Source organism: Streptomyces zagrosensis (assembly GCF_014203645.1).
GTDB classification, from domain to species: Bacteria; Actinomycetota; Actinomycetes; order Streptomycetales; family Streptomycetaceae; genus Streptomyces; species Streptomyces zagrosensis.
In genome coordinates, this window is the sequence record NZ_JACHJL010000009.1 from 98,039 (window position 1) to 114,181 (window position 16,143).

At 69.7% G+C, this 16,143-nt stretch carries 16 protein-coding genes; 7 read left to right on the plus strand and 9 right to left on the minus strand.

The annotated features are described in order from the left end of the window. Window positions 1-23: 23 nt before the first annotated feature. Window positions 24-635: a hypothetical protein gene (locus FHS42_RS18375; protein WP_184573339.1), complete on the minus strand. Its 612-nt coding sequence runs from the start codon at window positions 633-635 to the stop codon at window positions 24-26. Window positions 636-877: 242 nt separating this feature from the next. On the opposite strand from FHS42_RS18375, the gene FHS42_RS18380 reads away from it, so the two are divergent. Continuing rightward, window positions 878-1,855, plus strand: a complete 978-nt coding sequence (locus FHS42_RS18380; RefSeq protein ID WP_376772625.1) for a DMT family transporter — start codon at window positions 878-880, stop codon at window positions 1,853-1,855. Window positions 1,856-1,902: 47 nt separating this feature from the next. On the opposite strand, the gene FHS42_RS18385 is transcribed toward FHS42_RS18380, so the two are convergent. Next, window positions 1,903-3,030, minus strand: a complete 1,128-nt coding sequence (locus FHS42_RS18385; RefSeq protein ID WP_184573341.1) for a magnesium and cobalt transport protein CorA — start codon at window positions 3,028-3,030, stop codon at window positions 1,903-1,905. Between the two features lie 508 nt (window positions 3,031-3,538). On the opposite strand from FHS42_RS18385, the gene FHS42_RS18390 reads away from it, so the two are divergent. After that, window positions 3,539-4,153 carry a suppressor of fused domain protein gene (locus FHS42_RS18390; RefSeq protein WP_184573342.1) on the plus strand — a complete coding sequence of 205 codons (615 nt, stop codon included), beginning with the start codon at window positions 3,539-3,541 and terminating at the stop codon, window positions 4,151-4,153. A gap of 190 nt (window positions 4,154-4,343) precedes the next feature. On the opposite strand, the gene FHS42_RS18395 is transcribed toward FHS42_RS18390, so the two are convergent. After that, on the minus strand, window positions 4,344-5,699 hold the full coding sequence (locus FHS42_RS18395; protein ID WP_184573343.1) for an MFS transporter: 1,356 nt from the start codon (window positions 5,697-5,699) through the stop codon (window positions 4,344-4,346). Between the two features lie 163 nt (window positions 5,700-5,862). Between FHS42_RS18395 and FHS42_RS18400 the strand changes: the two genes are divergently transcribed. From FHS42_RS18400 to FHS42_RS18410, 3 genes are all read left to right on the plus strand, one after another. Continuing rightward, window positions 5,863-6,501: a DUF6758 family protein gene (locus FHS42_RS18400; protein WP_184573344.1), complete on the plus strand. Its 639-nt coding sequence runs from the start codon at window positions 5,863-5,865 to the stop codon at window positions 6,499-6,501. 141 nt (window positions 6,502-6,642) lie between these two features. Continuing rightward, on the plus strand, window positions 6,643-7,578 hold the full coding sequence (locus FHS42_RS18405) for a PHP domain-containing protein (RefSeq protein ID WP_184573345.1): 936 nt from the start codon (window positions 6,643-6,645) through the stop codon (window positions 7,576-7,578). 523 nt (window positions 7,579-8,101) lie between these two features. Next, a complete protein-coding gene (locus tag FHS42_RS18410) occupies window positions 8,102-8,707 on the plus strand; it encodes a MarC family protein (protein ID WP_184573346.1) in 606 nt (201 codons plus the stop codon). 154 nt (window positions 8,708-8,861) lie between these two features. Here the strand turns inward: FHS42_RS18410 and FHS42_RS39495 are convergent, their stop codons facing one another. Next, the gene (locus FHS42_RS39495; protein ID WP_512700940.1) at window positions 8,862-9,014 is read right to left on the minus strand and encodes a DUF8834 family protein; all 153 of its coding nucleotides are present in this window, start codon (window positions 9,012-9,014) and stop codon (window positions 8,862-8,864) included. 203 nt (window positions 9,015-9,217) lie between these two features. Here FHS42_RS39495 and FHS42_RS18420 point away from each other — a divergent pair, with 203 nt between their 5' ends. After that, window positions 9,218-10,153 carry an NYN domain-containing protein gene (locus FHS42_RS18420; RefSeq protein WP_184573347.1) on the plus strand — a complete coding sequence of 312 codons (936 nt, stop codon included), beginning with the start codon at window positions 9,218-9,220 and terminating at the stop codon, window positions 10,151-10,153. A 168-nt stretch (window positions 10,154-10,321) separates the two neighbouring features. Here FHS42_RS18420 and FHS42_RS18425 read toward each other — a convergent pair whose 3' ends face one another. Then, window positions 10,322-11,185 carry an alpha/beta fold hydrolase gene (locus FHS42_RS18425; protein WP_184573348.1) on the minus strand — a complete coding sequence of 288 codons (864 nt, stop codon included), beginning with the start codon at window positions 11,183-11,185 and terminating at the stop codon, window positions 10,322-10,324. Window positions 11,186-11,552: 367 nt separating this feature from the next. Further along, window positions 11,553-13,319, minus strand: a complete 1,767-nt coding sequence (locus FHS42_RS18430) for a DEAD/DEAH box helicase (RefSeq protein ID WP_246494958.1) — start codon at window positions 13,317-13,319, stop codon at window positions 11,553-11,555. A 484-nt stretch (window positions 13,320-13,803) separates the two neighbouring features. On the opposite strand from FHS42_RS18430, the gene FHS42_RS18435 reads away from it, so the two are divergent. Next, window positions 13,804-14,550, plus strand: a complete 747-nt coding sequence (locus FHS42_RS18435; RefSeq protein WP_184573350.1) for a ferritin-like fold-containing protein — start codon at window positions 13,804-13,806, stop codon at window positions 14,548-14,550. Window positions 14,551-14,702: 152 nt separating this feature from the next. On the opposite strand, the gene FHS42_RS18440 is transcribed toward FHS42_RS18435, so the two are convergent. From FHS42_RS18440 to FHS42_RS18450, 3 genes are all read right to left on the minus strand, one after another. Continuing rightward, the gene (locus FHS42_RS18440) at window positions 14,703-14,972 is read right to left on the minus strand and encodes a hypothetical protein (RefSeq protein WP_184573351.1); all 270 of its coding nucleotides are present in this window, start codon (window positions 14,970-14,972) and stop codon (window positions 14,703-14,705) included. A gap of 156 nt (window positions 14,973-15,128) precedes the next feature. Beyond that, window positions 15,129-15,356 carry a DUF3107 domain-containing protein gene (locus FHS42_RS18445; RefSeq protein ID WP_184573541.1) on the minus strand — a complete coding sequence of 76 codons (228 nt, stop codon included), beginning with the start codon at window positions 15,354-15,356 and terminating at the stop codon, window positions 15,129-15,131. 123 nt (window positions 15,357-15,479) lie between these two features. Then, on the minus strand, window positions 15,480-16,136 hold the full coding sequence (locus FHS42_RS18450) for a TetR/AcrR family transcriptional regulator (protein WP_184573543.1): 657 nt from the start codon (window positions 16,134-16,136) through the stop codon (window positions 15,480-15,482). Between the last annotated feature and the right edge of the window lie 7 nt (window positions 16,137-16,143).

A 16,143-nucleotide genomic window follows, 5' to 3' on the forward strand; every position in this document is an offset into this window, starting at 1 on the left:
CCGCGCCGGCAGCTGGCGAACGCTCAGCGCGGGTCCTTGCGGGCGTTCTTACGGGCCCGGCGGCGCAACAGCTTCGGCAGGGCCTCGGGCATCGGCTGCCGGGTCGTGGCCGGGCTGGAGGGCGGAATGGCGGCCAGCGAGCCGTTCGGCTGCGCCGCGAGCGGCGCCTCGACCGGTTCCAGGCGCAGCACCCGGCATTCACGGGCCCAGCGCTCGATGACCTGCTCCGAGTCCGGCGCGTTCAACCGCTTGGGCTTCAACTCGGCCACGGCGGCGGCCCACGCCTCGCTGTGCGGCGTGAGCTCCACCACCTTGGCCGTCCAGCCGACCAGGCGCCCGCCCTTGTCCTTGCTGCGCACGGTCACCGTGGCGGTGCCGCCGTCGATCAGCCCGAGGCCATCCAGCGGCTGCTCCATGAGCCCCATGCCGGGCGCCGGGACGCCGTCGCGGGACGCGGAACCCGTCTGGTACGAACCGACCAGCGTGACCGCACCCTCATGCCACAGGTGCCACAGCGCACGGGGCGCGCTGCGGGTGGCCCCGGTGGAGCCCAGCACCCAGACCAGGCCGGACTTCTTCGTCGCCTCTTCGATCAGCGCCCGATCCGTGAGGGCCTGCTCCACGCTGTGCGTCATGAACCCAGCTTATGGGGTGGCCCCGCGCGAGCGGGATGGCCGTGCGCCCCGTACCGAGCTGACCTGGGCCCCAGCCGATACGCCGGGGGCGAGGCACCCTGTAGGTCACCCGGTGACGGTGCGGTGGGCCGGGGCAGGGGCGAGCCGGGAGCTCTGAGCCTGGCCGGGCCAGCAGCTGGAGACCGTCGTTTTGGCGCGCGATGACAGTGCCGTCTGGCGGTGCTGCACCTTACGCTGGGGGAATGCGTGTTCGGCCGGCCAAGTCTGGCATCGTCCCCCGCCCCGCTGTTGCTGATGCTTCCGTGGGTGCCGGGCAGGGCGGCCATATGCCCCTGGACCTCGTCTTGCTCGGCGTCGCCATCGCCGGCATCTCGCTGTCCGCCCCACTCATCGCGGCGACCGCCGCCCCCGCGCTCGCCATCGCCTTTTGGCGCAACATCATGGCGGTGGGTGCCCTCGCCCCGCTCGCGCTCCTACGGCACCGCCGCGAACTGCGCTCCATGGGTGGCCGCGCCATGGGCCTGTCGGCCGCCGCCGGCGCGCTGCTCGCGCTGCACTTCGGGCTGTGGCTGCCGAGCCTGCACATGACGTCCGTCGCCTCCTCCACGGCCCTGGTCACCACCACACCGATCTGGACCACCATCCTGCTGCGGCTGCTCGGGCACCGTTCGTCAAGGCTGGTGTGGGCGGGCATCGGCGTCGCCTTCCTCGGTGTGGTGCTGCTCACCGGTGTCGATCTCTCGCTCTCGCCGCGCGCGCTCGCCGGTGACGGGCTCGCGCTGGCGGGCGGCATGGCGGGAGCCGGGTACATGCTGCTCGGTGCCGAGGTGCGGCGCACAGTGAGCACCACCGCGTACACCTGCGTTTGCTACGCCACCACCGCCGCGCTGCTCCTGATGGTCTGCCTGGTGGGCGGCGTATCGCTCGGCGGCTACAGCGGTACGACCTGGCTGAAGCTGGCCGTGTTGACGGTCGCCGCCCAGTTGCTCGGCCACTCGCTCATCAACCGGGTAGTCAAGGGCCTCGGTCCGGCGGTGACCTCGACCGGCATCCTGCTGGAGACGCCGGGCGCGGCGCTGATAGCGGCGCTGTGGCTCGGCCAGCAGCCACCGGCCGCGGCGTACCCGGCGCTTGGCGTCATCCTGGTGGGCCTGGCCCTGGTGATCCTGGATGGCCGGGGGAAGGCGCGGGCCGGCAGCCGCAGGGAGCCGGCCGACTGACGGCAGCCGGCCAAGCGCCAGCGGATCAGCCGGTCACAGCCAGCTGCCTAAAGCCACCCGTTGCGTTTGAATCCGCGGTGGATGGTGAAGCAGATGCCCGCGATGACCGTGAGGACCGCCGGGTAGCCGTACTTCCAACGCAGCTCGGGCATGGTGTCGAAGTTCATGCCGTACACGCCGCAGATCATCGTGGGCACGGCGATGATGGCCGCCCACGCGGTGATCTTGCGCATGTCCTCGTTCTGCGCGACGGTCGCCTGTGCCAGGTTGGCCTGGAGGATCGAGTTGAGCAGATCGTCGAAGGACAGCACCTGCTCGTTGACGCGGGCGAGGTGGTCGGCCACGTCCCGGAAGTATTTTTGGATGTCCGGGTCCACCAGCCGCATCGGACGCTCGCTCAACAACTGCATCGGCCGCAACAGCGGCGACACGGCCCGCTTGAACTCCAGCACCTCGCGCTTGAGCTGGTAGATCCGGCCCGCGTCACCGCCGCGCGCGGAGCCGCGCCCGCTGCTCTTGGTGGCGCCGTTCGTCGCGGAGAAAACCTCGATCTCCACCTCGTCGATGTCGTCCTGCACGGCATCGGCCACCGCGATGTAGCCGTCCACCACCTGGTCAGCGATGGCGTGCAGGACCGCGGAAGGGCCCTTGGCCAGCAGGTCGGGGTCATCTTGCAGGCGGTGCCGCAGCGCGCGTAGCGAGCCCTGGCCGCCGTGCCGAACGGTGACGATGAAGTTCCGCCCGGTGAAGCACATCACCTCGCCGGTCTCCACGACCTCGCTGGTAGCGGTCAGTTCCGCGTGCTCGACGTAGTGGATGGTCTTGAAGACGGTGAACAACGTGTCGTCGTAGCGCTCCAGCTTGGGCCGCTGGTGAGCGTGTACGGCGTCCTCGACGGCCAGCGGGTGCAGCCCGAACTCCTGGGCGATACCGGAGAATTCACGCTCCGTCGGCTCGTGCAGCCCGATCCAGGCGAAGCCGCCGTCCGCGCGCACCCGGGCCATGGCCTCGGACGGGCTGACGTGGTCGCTGACCCGCCTGCCCTCGCGGTAGACGCCGCAGTCCACGATGGCGCTGGAGACGGACGGATCGCGGGTGGTGTCGTAGTCACTGGTGGTGTGCCCTCGCCGCAGGGCGGGGCGGACGGCTGCGCGCAGGTCACGAATCATCGACATACGGACTCCTCAGCGGGCCGGTCGTCAGCGGCAGAGCGCGGGGCGCAGCGCGATCCGGAACGTGGACGTACGGTGCGTCGTTGAGCCGTACGTCCGCAAAGCGGACGGCACTCCGTGTGCTGGGCGCTGACGTGTGTTCGCGAAGCCGCAAAAACGCGAAGACGTGAAACACGAGAACACGGAATCAAGCGGGTAAAGATGCTCTTCCGTACAGATGGCGCGGGCGCGAAAGACCCCTCAACTTTCCTTCCCGGAAGGACGTTTCACCTTGTGAGCGCCGGGTAAGGAAGGCTTCAGATCACCGAGAGAGGGAGCGCGCCCCGAGCGAGAGGACGGGAGAACAGTCGGTACTGCGCGGTTGACTAGGATCACCCATCGCAGCCCCACCTCCTCCGGCCGGTCCCCCGTAGGGGACGACGTAAGTCCCTGATCAGGCGCCAAGGCTACCAGGGGCGTATGGTCTCGGCGCGCCGCTTTGCCTCTTCGATACGGGTTCTATGCTCGCCGCATGGCGAATGTTCTTGAGCTGGTCGAAGCCCGGTTGCGCACGGCACTGGGTGAGCCAGACGCCCGTGCCGCCATCACCTTCGTCGGCACTGACCGCATCGAGGTACTGCGTTTCACGGGTAGCGGTAACGGCGGTGGCGGTAGCAGCAACGGGGTTGTGCGCTACGCCACGCTCGGTATGTCGGCTCAGCCCATGGCGGACCCGGCCGACGCGCTGTCGGACCCGGTGCACGGCCCTCGCGCTGAGTTGCTGCTGACCGTACGCGCCGGGCGTGCCGATACCGACAAGGCGTTGCGCCCGCTGGCCATACTCGCCGCATCACCGCAGGTCGAGGGCGTGATCGTGGCGCCGGGCGGCTCGCTTGACGTGGGCGAGCCGCTGTGGCCGGGAGCCCTGTTCAGCTCCGTCCTGGTGGCCGAGCCCGGCGGTCTGGTGGAGGACCTGAAATTGGACGCGCCGATGGACCCGGTGCGCTTTTTGCCGCTGCTGCCGATGACGGCGAACGAGGCCGCGTGGAAGCGGGTACACGGCGCAAGCGCTCTTGAAGAGCGCTGGTTGGCCTACGGCACCGACCTGCGTGACCCGCAGCGCCGCTCCGTCATGCTGGACGACTGACGCCGGATCAGCTCCGGGTGGCGCCTTCGCACCGCGTACGGATGCACGCGGGCGCGAGCAGGCGCGTGCCGGTGTGGGCAGGCGCGGGCAAACGAGGGAACCCACGCCGGCGCGCGGCGTGGGACACCTCTTCCTGTCTTCCCGTCCTCGTGCCGTCCTGGCGAAAACGTCAACATGTGTGAGACATCGCTCAGTTGGCGCGTGACCCGCCCGCGGCATGGTGGGGAGTGGTCTGGGCGGCGGCCGGCTCGTTGGCGAACACCCCCACGCTGTCCTGCGCCGCGTGTGCCGGCTCAAGCTGTTCGGCCTGGAGGGTGAGCGCGGAGCGCCGGACCACGATGATGCCCGCGCCGACCACGGCCGCGAGCGCGGCGACGACGAAGGGCATGTGGATGTCGCTCCACTCTTCGATCTTGGGCGCCAGGTAGGGCGCGGCAGCCGCGGCGAACCAGCGGACGAAGTTGTAACCCGCGCTGGCCACCGGGCGTGGCGCGGGGGACACGCCGAGCGCCAGCTCCGTATACACGGTGTTGTTCACACCGATGAAGGCACCGGAGACGATGGTGCAGACGATGGCCGTGGTGTGGCTGCCGTAGCCGAGCAGCACCAGATCGGCGCCCATCAAGGCCAGCGAGGCGGCCAGCACGCGCAGCGATCCGTACCGCTCTTGGAGTCGGGGCGCGACCAGCACCGAGAACACCGCGAGCAACAGGCCCCAGGCGAAGAACACGGCGCCCGACTTGTACGGCGTCATGTTCAGGACGAACGGGGTGAACGCCAAGACCGTGAAGAACGCGTAGTTGTAGAAGAACGCGGAGGCGGCGGCCGAGGCGAGCCCACCGTGCCCGAGCGCCTTGACCGGGTCGAGCAGCGAGGTCTTACGGGCGGGCGTTGGCTGTTCGCGGAGGAAGACGCTGATGGCCAAGAAGCCGACCGCCATCAGTACCGCGGTGCCGAAAAACGGGTAGCGCCACTTCATATCGCCGAGAACCGCGCCGAGCAGCGGCCCGCACGCCATGCCGAGCCCGAGGGCCGACTCGTACAGCAAGATCGCCGTCGCGCTGCCGCTGGACCGCCGCCCGCCGGCGCGCGGTTCCACGGGGTTCGCCGCGCCGACGATGACCGCGAGCGCGGTGGAGACGAACAGCGCGTTGCCGAGTCCCCATCCGGCGCGGAAGCCGACCAACTCATTGACCGATGACGCGGTGCCCGACAGTGCCGCGAAGACGATCACCAGCGCGAGGCCGACGAGCAGCGTCTTTCGGCCGCCGATGCGGCTGGAGACGAAGCCGGTGACCAGCATCGCCACGGCGGTGATCAGGAAGTACGAGGTGAACAGCAGGGACACCTGGCTGGGGGAGGCGTCCAGGCCCTTGGCGATCGACGGCAGGATCGGGTCCACCAGGCCAATGCCCATGAACGCCACGACCGAGGCGCCCGCCGTCGCCCATACGGCCATCGGCTGATGCAAGATGCCGCGCCCCTGGGCGCTCCCGGCGTCGAATGGGTCCTCGTCAGCGTCGGCGCTCGCGCTGCGACTGCGCATGGCCCTTCTCCTTTACCTTGCGTCGAACAGGGGTCGTTGCCGTGTGCACATATTAAGTTAGGCGTGCTAATTAGTGCAAGTTACATCTTGTTTTGCCTGGGAGGCGCGGCCGGACGGGTGATCGTCCTTGACGCGACGGCGGGCGGGGAGGACCGTGACACTTATGAGGGGCGAACCCAGTTGCCCGAAGTGCGGTGGCCGGGTGCGGGCGCCCGGCCTATTCGCCGACTCCTGGCAGTGTGGTGTGCACGGCACAGTGCATCCCCTCCAGCCGGTCGTACCGCCGAGCGTCGAGGCACTTGCCGTCGTGGTGAACCGTGCCGAGGTGCCCGTATGGATGCCGTGGCCGCTGCCCGTGGGCTGGCTGTTCACCGGTGTGGCCTGCGCGGGCGATGACCGCAGCGGGGGTCGCGCCACGGCCGTGGCCTGCTCGGGCCCTGGGCCGCTCGGCGGCCCGGGCGAGATGCTGCTGATCGCGGAGGAGCTCGGGGTCGGCCTCGGCGCCCGATACGCAGGGATCGCAGGACCGGACCCGGGTCCGGCGATGTGCTTGGACAAGCCGCCGCACGCCAAGGTGCTCGCCGCCGGGCGACCTACCCCGCTGTGGCACGTCAACGGCGTCCCCGACGACCGGGCGGTCTTCGCTGGCGAGGCGTGCGGCCTGTGGCTGTGGGCGGTCGTCTGGCCCGCAGAGTCCGGGCTGCTGCTCTATGACGAGTTCGTCCTCACGGACCTGCGGGACGCCGGGGCCGAAACGGATCTGCTGCCGTGCGGTGCGCTGTCCCCGCGCGTGCTGTCCTAGGCGGCGCCGGGCGCGGCTACCGCGGGCGCCGGGGCGCGCCGAAGCGGTGGGAGCTCAGGGCGGCGTGGACGGGAGCGTTCCGCTGCCCCGGTACAGTGAAGAGGTCCCCGCCGTCCCCTCGCCCCTCTTGGAGTTCGCGTCGTGCGCATCGACCTGCACACTCACTCCACGGCATCCGATGGCACGGACACCCCCGCTGAGCTGGTACGCAACGCTGCCGCCAGCGGCCTTGACGTCGTCGCGCTCACTGACCACGACACCGTCGCCGGGCACGCCGAGGCACGAGCCGCGTTGCCCGCCGGGCTGACCCTGGTCACCGGCGCCGAACTCTCTTGTAGGTTGCGGCTGCCCGCTGGTGCGCGCCCGGGCGGCGCCGAGTCCGCTGGCGCACACGCCGCTGCCGATACTGATACCGACACCGATGGCAGCGTGAGCCTGCACATGCTCGCGTATCTCTTCGATCCCGATGAGCCCGAGCTGTTCCGTGAGCGCGAACTCGTCCGGGACGACCGAACGCCGCGTGCCCAGGCCATGGTGGTCAAGTTGCGCGAGCTCGGTGTCCCCGTGAGCTGGGAGCAGGTCGCCAAGATTGCCGGAGATGGTGCGGTCGGGCGGCCCCACGTCGCCGCGGCGATGGTCGAGCTCGGCATCATCGCGAGCGTTTCGGACGCCTTCACGCCGGACTGGCTCGCCAACGACGGGCGAGCGTACGTCGAGAAGCACGAGTTGGACCCCTTCGATGCGATTCGGCTGGTCAAGGCCGCCGGAGGCGTCACCGTCTGCGCTCATCCGCTGGCGTTCAAGCGGGGGCAGTGCGTGCCCGAGAGCGCGATAGCCGAGCTGGCGTCCGCAGGTCTCGACGGCATCGAGGTGGATCACATGGACCATGATGAGCCGACCCGCGCTCGGCTCCGCGGCCTCGCCGCTGACCTCGGCCTTCTCATCACCGGCTCCAGTGACTACCACGGCAGCCGCAAGACCTGTCGGCTCGGCGAATACACCACTGACCCCGAGATCTACGGCGAAATCATCCGCCGCGCGACCGGCGCATTCCCGGTCCCGGGCGCCGGTGGCTAAGCCCGTCCGCGCTCCGTAGCCGCTTCCAGCGCTGGCCATGGCTGGGCGCTGCCCACGCTACGGCTACGCCCGGCGCACGCATCCCGTACGCCCCATGGCTCGCTCTTCGTAGGCGCCTCCCGCTGTCACCCGCCGTGCTGTGCTCCCGGGAGCCCCCGTGTGCTCCGGTACGGCGATCAGTGCGAGGGAAGCCTCTGACTCCCGACGGAATCCAACGTTCCGGAGTGGGCGTGGCCGTGCGGCGCTTGAGATGTGGCGCGCGGAGTGGCGGGGAACCGGCGGGAGCTGTCGCGGCGTATCGGCGCGGGAGGTGCGCTCGGCCGGCCGGTGCCGTGGCCGCCCTGCGGTGGGTACGGGCCGCACGCTCTCCGCTTCCTTTGCCTCTGGCCGCGCCATCCCGGTCCCCCTCGCTTCCCCGCTGACCTGCCTGACCTGCCTGTTCTGTCCTGTCCGCTCTGTCTGTCCTATCCGTACTGTCCCTCGGCCTGTCCCAGGTCTCGGCTCTCTCCTCGCAAGGCACATCGTGTTCGACTTTGCTCTCTTCGGGTCCCTCTTTCTCACCCTTTTTGTCATCATGGACCCCCCTGGCATCACCCCGATCTTTCTCGGGCTGACCTCGGGGCGTCCCCACAAGGTGCAGCGCAAGATGGCGTGGCAGGCGGCGACCGTGGCCTTCTGTGTCATCGCCCTCTTCGGTGTCTGCGGTCAGCAGATCCTGGACTACCTGCATGTCTCGGTACCCGCACTCATGGTCGCCGGCGGGCTGCTGCTGCTCCTGATCGCGCTCGACCTGCTGACCGGCAAGTCGGAGGAACCGACCCAGACCAAGGACGTCAACGTCGCGCTCGTACCGCTGGGCATGCCACTCCTGGCCGGGCCCGGCGCGATCGTCTCGGTGATCTTGGCGGTGCAGCACGCTGAGGGGTTTGGCGGCCAACTCTCGGTGTGGTCGGCGATCGTGGTCATGCATGTGGTGTTGTGGCTGGTCATGCGCTATTCGCTGCTGATCATCCGGCTCATCAAGGACGGTGGCGTGGTGCTGGTGACCCGCCTCGCGGGAATGATGCTGTCCGCCATCGCCGTACAGCAGATCGCGAACGGGATCACCCAGTTCATCCAGGCGGCGTGACGCCCGCCCGCTCGGCTGGCGCCGCCGCCGGGTGAGCACCCGCGCGGGTGCTAGTGGCAGGTGGGCGCACAATGGCGCGAGGCGCCCCCGTACCGTGGTGGTACGGGGGCGCCTCGCGTGGGGGTCGCGTCGTCGTGCAGACGGCCGGTTCGCGTTAGCGTGCGCCGGAATCGGCTGGACGGATGTAGATGCGCTGGCCGACAGAGGCGGCTTGCTGCACGATCCGTTTGACGGAGGCGGCGTCTACGACAGTGCTATCCACGGCGGTGCCGTCGATGTCGTCGAGACGCATGATTTCGAAGCGCAAGGCTTCTCCCTTCGTCTGATCCTCCTGAAGGAGAACTGTGAGTAGCGAGACGCGTCGCTTCTTCGCGGCGCGTTCCACTAGAGAGAACGGGTTGCCCGAAGCAAACATTCCCTACGCTAAGGAAATTTTTCAACATGCTAATTACTGATAGGTAATGAGAGTGGTTGTGTGCACTGTGTCACGGCCCGGGAAATGAGGCCGCTGTGAACGACGTCGAGCCCGTCGAACCCCCAGCCCCCACCGACCTGGCCGCGCTGGCCGCGGGCATCGAGCGCTCCAACGAGCTGCTACAGCGCGTGCTGGCCGAGGTCGCGACGACGCCCTCCACCCACGCGATCTTTGTTGACGCGGGGTACGTATACGCGGCGGCCGGCCGGCTGGTCGCCGGAACCGAGGACCGCCGCTCCTTCGAGCTGGATACCGAGGGACTGATCGAGGCATTCATCGATCGGGCCCGCACGATCTTCCCGGACAGCAGGTTGCTGCGGGTGTACTGGTACGACGGCGCCCGCCGCCGCATCCACACCGCGGAGCAGCAGCGCATCGCCGAACTGCCTGACGTCAAGGTCAGACTCGGCAACCTCAATGCCAACAACCAACAAAAGGGCGTTGACTCGCTGATCCGTACCGACCTGGAGTCCCTGGCCCGGCACCGGGCGATCGGCGATGCGGTGCTCGTGGGCGGGGACGAGGACCTGGTTTCGGCGGTCGAGGCCGCGCAAGGCTACGGGGCGCGGGTGCACCTGTGGGGCATCGAGGCGGCGGCCGGACGCAACCAGGCCGAGCCGCTGCTGTGGGAGGTGGACAGCCAGCGCACGTTCGACCTCGACTTCTGCAAGCCGTACGTCATACGCCGTGCCATGGTCACCGAACCGTCAGGTGAGTTCGCCGCCGGCCACCTTCCCAGCCGGGAGGATGTGCGGTTCGTCGGGGCGCAGGTCGCCGCCCAGTGGCTGGGCAGCCGGGGCCGGGGTGCGCTTGCCGATCTGCTGCCAGGACATCCGTATTTGCCGGGTTCGGTAGACCAGGAGCTGCTCATCGAGGCCGAGGGGTTGCTACAGCTCTCGCTGCGGGCCCACGCCGATTTGCGGCGGGCGCTGCGGGACGGGTTCTGGGACCACTTGCAGGCGCAGTACTGAGCGCTGCCCGCGGGCGGCTTAGGCCGCCGCGGGCAAGCCTTGCAGGGGGTGGGGACGGGCTTGGACCAAGGCGGCTCGGGCCGCTGGGGCTGTGGGGTGGATCAGCGCGCTGCATCGTCGTGCCCGGCGCGACGGGGGCGACGAGGCAGCGGGGCGACGGGGCGCGGATCAGGCGTTCGTCGTGCGCCAGAACGCCAGCAGGGCCTGCGCGGTCTCGGCCGGCCGATCCACCGCGGGTGAATGCTCGGCGCCGGCGATCACCGTGCGGCGGGCCTTGAGTCGGGCCGCCATGTCATCCATCTGCGGCACCGGCCAGGCGTAGTCCACGACACCGGACAGCACGTGCGTAGGTAGCGCCACCTCGGCCAGTTCCGCTACGCGATCTTCCGCGGTCATCAACTGGCGTGCTGCGCTCACCAGTTGCTCAGGCCGGGTGCCCATCCAGCGGTGGTAGAGAAATTCCTGTACGGCCGCTGGCGTCGCCCCCCCGGCCGCCTCCGGGGGATCGAGCTGTCGCATCGCTTCCCAGACCTCTTGCATGCTCCAACTCGCGAGCGCCTCGGTCAGCAGCTTGAGCCGGGCCTGTTGGGAGTCGTCCACCGCGGCTGGGCCCGAGCTCATCAAGGTGAGGGAGGCGAACGGCGTCGGGTCGCGCAGCACCGCAGCGCGGGCGATCAGGCCACCCAGCGAGTGGCCGAGCAGATGTACGGGGTGCCCCGCGCCGACCGCGGCGGCTTGGGCCAGCACATCCCTGGCCAGCTCGGCAGGGGTGTACGCGGCCTCGTCGGGCGGGCCTTCGCTCTCGTACTGCCCCCGACCGTCCACGGCCACCACCCGGAACCCGGCCGCCGACAAGGGTGCAAGCAGCGTGATGAAGTCCTCTTTGCTGGCCGTAAAACCCGGCACCAGCAGCGCCGTCCCGGCCGGCGGCCCATCGGGTGCCGCATCGTGCACGGCGAAGGCGCCGCGCTCGGTCCGCAGGGCGTACGCGCGGGCACGCGGGGGAAGGGTGAGATGCGGCGGCCTGCTCATGCGGTCGAGGCTAACGCGGGGGATGGCGCTGGAACACGGATGGGCGGTTCGTCGCCGTACGTTCGACCCATCGCAGCCACCTGGGCGCCCGGCGTTCTTCCGCGGGGCCGGTTCGCCCGCCGTGCCCGGCAAGCCAGCGGGCGCGGGCTCCGAACAACGCGAGTACGTTCCCGGTGAGTTGCGGGGTGAGTTGCGGGGGCGTGCTCGGGGTGAGCCGTGGGGGAGCTGGGGCGAGGTACGACCGAGGGCCCGGGACGGGGGTGCGTCGTCGGGCCCTCTGCCGTGCGTGCGTTGCATGGTGTGCGTGCTGTGCGCGCCTTGGTGCTGTGCGTGGAGTGTTGGTGCTGTGCGTGGAGTGGCGACCAGGTCAGCTCTCCGCCGAGGCCTCGGAGCTCACCGCCGCGCGGGTGCGCGTCCGGCGCCGGCGCGGCTTGGCCGGGGCCTCGCCCGCTTCGGGGCTACTCGCTTCGGCCGGGGTGGCCGAAGCATGCGAGGTGTTTTCGGTGGCCGCTGACCGTGCGGCGGCGGACTTCTTCGCCGTACGTGCCCGCTTTGCGGGAGCGGCCGTTGCCGCCTCGGCTGTTGCGGCGGTCCCGACTGCGCTCGCGGCGCTGGCCGCTGTCGCGGTGCCGGCCTCGGGCGCGTTGCCCGCCACCGCTTCCGCGTGCGTGGCCTCGCCGGCCACGGGACGGGTGCGGCGGCGCCGGCGCGGCTGCTTGGCCGTGCCCGGCTCGGCGGCGGTCGTGCTCTCCGCCGTGTTGGCGGCGTCGGCCGCCTTCGTGTCGGCTTCGGCCGTAGGGGCCGGGGCAGCTCCGTCCAGGGCGACGGTGCCGCCCCGGGTACGGCGGCGCTGGCGCGGTGTACGCGTACGGGCCGGGAGCTCGCGCTCCTCCGTCACGGTGGCGGCGGGCGCTGCCTTTCGACCGCGGCTGGCACGGCCGCCGGTCTCCCCGAGGTCCTCGACCTCCTCGGCGGCGAGACCGGCCCTGGTGCGCTCGACCCGCGGCAGTATGCCCTTGGTGCCGCTGGGGATGCCGAGGAGCTCGTAGAGGTGCTCGGAGGTCGAGTACGTCTCCTCCGGATCATCGAACGGCAGGTCGAGCGCCTTGTTGATCAACTTCCAGCGCGGGATGTCGTCCCAGTCCACCAAAGTGATCGCGATGCCGGACTTGCCCGCCCGACCGGTGCGGCCGATCCGGTGCAGATAGGTCTTCTCGTCCTCGGGGGACTGGTAGTTGATGACGTGGGTCACGCCCTCAACGTCGATGCCACGGGCGGCAACATCGGTGCAGACCAGGACGTCCACCTTGCCGTTACGGAAGGCGCGCAGCGCCTGCTCGCGCGCCCCCTGGCCGAGGTCGCCATGGACCGCGCCGGAGGCGAAGCCCCGCTGCGCGAGCTGGTCGGCGATATCGGCTGCGGTGCGCTTGGTGCGGCAGAAGATCATTGCCAGGCCGCGGCCGTCGGCCTGCAAGATGCGCGAGACCAGTTCCGGCTTGTCCATGGAGTGGGCGCGGAAGATGTGCTGGGTGGTGTTGGCAACGGTCTGGCCCGCGTCATCCGGCGAGGTGGCGCTGATGTGCGTGGGTTGCGACATGTAGCGGCGGGCGAGCGAGATGACCGCGCCCGGCATGGTCGCCGAGAACAGCATGGTCTGCCGCTTCGCGGGCAGGAACTGAATGATCTTCTCGACGTCCGGGAGGAAGCCCAGGTCGAGCATCTCGTCGGCCTCATCGAGGACAAGGCCGCGGATCTTGGAAAGGTCGAGCTTCTTCTGCCCGGCCAGGTCGAGGAGACGACCCGGGGTGCCGACGATCACATCGACGCCCTTGCGCAGGGCCTCGACCTGTGGCTCGTAGGCCCGGCCGCCGTAGATCGACAGGACCCGCACATTGCGGACCTTGCCTGCGGTGAGGAGGTCGTTGGTGACCTGCTGGCACAGCTCGCGGGTGGGGACGACCACGAGTGCCTGGGGAGCGTCGGAGAGCTGGTCGGGCGTGGCCCGGCCTGCTTCAACATCGACGGGGACGGTGACCCGCTCCAGGAGCGGCAGGCCGAAACCGAGGGTCTTGCCGGTGCCGGTCTTGGCCTGGCCGATGACGTCGGAGCCGCTGAGGGCTACCGGGAGAGTCATCTCCTGGATGGGGAACGGGGACGTGATGCCGACGGCTTCTAGGGCCTCGGCGGTCTCGGGGAGAACCCCGAGGTCTCGAAACGTAGACAGGATGCTTGCCTCTTCTGTGAGACGCGGCGCGAGGCGGCGAAGGGGGTCGTACCGCACCGGGTACTTTGGCCGACCGGGGACAGGCCGGATGGCGCGGGACCACTGCCTCCGCTCAGGCGCGCACGCCGCGAGCGGGTCCCTCTCGTCGCACGTATGTCTCATACGTGCCGCGTGGAGGGCGGTCGATTTGGAGCCGATCGGGCCACCGACCGGGCATCCGCATGCGTGGAACGACCCGCCGATAATGGGCGGGCTCAATACCACTGTACCCCGGATACGGCGCTCCATCCGGAGGCTTGTTTGAGTGCGACGATGAACACACTTGGCGGCGCCCCTGACCGCCGTGGCTGACCAGGGACTTCCGCTGACCCCTGAGCGGACTATTGTGCGCGTCATGGAGACGCCCAACGCCGCTGACACCACACCCGACGAACCCCGCGAGACCACCGGAATCGCCGCCCAGGACTGGGCGCAGGCGTCCGCCGCACCGCAGTACCGGGCTGCGGTGATCGATCTGCTCGGCGCCCTCGCCTATGGCGAGCTGGCCGCCTTCGAACGGCTCGCTGAGGACGCCAAGCTGGCGCCGACCATCGATGACAAGGCGGAGCTGGCGAAGATGGCGTCGGCTGAGTTCCACCACTTCGAGCGGCTACGGGACCGGATCTCCGCGATCGAGGCGGAGCCGAACGAGGCCATGGAGCCGTTCGCCGCCGCGCTGGACGAGTTCCACCGCCAGACGGCGCCGTCAGACTGGCTTGAGGGCCTGGTCAAGGCGTACGTCGGTGACTCGATCGCCAGCGACTTTTACCGCGAGGTGGCCGCTCGACTGGACACTGACACCCGCGCCCTGGTGCTCCAGGTGCTCGATGACACCGGGCACGCATCGTTCGCGGTGGAGAAGGTACGGGCCGCCATCGAGGCCGAGCCGCGGGTCGGTGGGCGGCTCGCGCTGTGGGCGCGGCGGCTGATGGGCGAGGCGCTCTCGCAGGCGCAGCGGGTGGTCGCCGACCGCGATGCACTGTCCACCATGCTGGTGGGCGGCGTGGCTGACGGCTTCGACCTGGCGGAGGTCGGCCGAATGTTCTCGCGGATCACCGAGGCGCACACCAAGCGGATGGCGGCCTTGGGCCTCGCCGCCTGATCAACTGTGCTGGGCCTGGTGCCCTGATCACTGCGCTGGGCCTCACGGCCCAATCGTCGAACGCCGGCCGGGGGTGCGCCTCGGCCGGCGTTCGGGTGATACGGGCGCGTTAAGCCGCCTGATATGAGGTCTTAGACCGGCTGGTAGGGGTCTTAGACCGTCGCGGAGCGGTGTAGCCGCCGGGTGGGGCGGCGAACGAGGAGCGACAGCAGGGCGACGGCCATGATCAGCGCGGCGGCCAACGTCGCCGTGGAGTGGCCGGCGCCGAGCACCGAGTGCCCGAGGAGGGCGCCGAACAGCGCGGCGCCTGGGCCGGTGGAAAGTACAAGCTGGGCTGCCGGAAGTCGCCGAGGCAGCCAGCGGAGCGCCGCGAAGGCGACGACAAGGCCGATCAGTACCGAACCGAGCGCTTCCAGAACCATGTGCTTTCCTCCCGCGCTAGCTATGAGCAATCGCAAATCGGTCGTATCCCGTACTACCCCGCAGCCGCCGTAGACAATCCTTTGCACATACCTCAACGGCGGGGCCCCGGTGTCTATTTCACCGGGGCCCCGCCGTTGGTTGGTACGTCTCGTTTCTCAGAGTGCGCTGAAACCGACCTTACGGGCCGACTGCTCGCCGATCTCGACGTAAGCGAGCCGGTCGGCCGGAACCAGGACCTTGCGGCCGTGGTCGTCCTCCAGGCTCAGCAACTGCGCCTTGCCGCTGAGCGCGTCGGCGACGGCGCGCTCCACCTCCTCGGCAGTCTGCTCGCTTTCGATGACGATCTCGCGAGGCGCGTGCTGCACGCCGATCTTGACCTCCACGGCCATGTCCCTCCGACGGTCCGGGTTTCCCCTGGCCAATGCGCCAGAGGAGGGTGCGCGGTTCCCGCGCCGTACGGACACATTAGCCGCACCGCGGCCCGACCTTTGGGGGTCAGGGGCTTGTCACTCAGGTTGGCCCGAGCCTGGGCCGTCCATGCCGTGCAGGGGGAAGCCCGCCAGGCCCCGCCAGGCCAGGGACGTCACGAGCTCCACCGCGCGGTCGCGTGGGATGTCGCTCTTGCTGGAGAGCCAGTAGCGGGCCACGACCTGTGAGACGCCGCCGAGCGCCACGGCGAGCAGCATGGACTGGTCGGAGGGCAGTCCGGTGTCCTCGGCGATGACCTCGGAAATTGCCTCGGCGCACTGGAGCGAAACTCGGTCCACGCGTTCGCGCACCGCGGGTTCGTTGGTCAGGTCGGACTCGAAGACCAGCCGGAAGGCGCCGCCCTCGGCCTCCACGTAGGCGAAGTACGCGTCCATCGTCGCCGTGACGCGCAGCTTGTTGTCCGTGGTCGAGGCGAGCGCCGTACGCACTGCCTGGAGCAGTGACTCGCAGTGCTGGTCGAGCAGTGCCAGGTAGAGGTCGAGCTTGCCAGGGAAGTGCTGGTAGAGCACCGGCTTGCTGACTCCGGCGCGCTCGGCGATGTCGTCCATCGCCGCCGCGTGGTAGCCCTGCGCGACGAAGACCTCCTGGGCGGCGCCCAGGAGCTGATTACGTCGGGCTCGGCGCGGCAGGCGCGTGCCTCGCGGGCGCGCCTCGGTCTGCTCGATGGCTGTCACGCCGCCT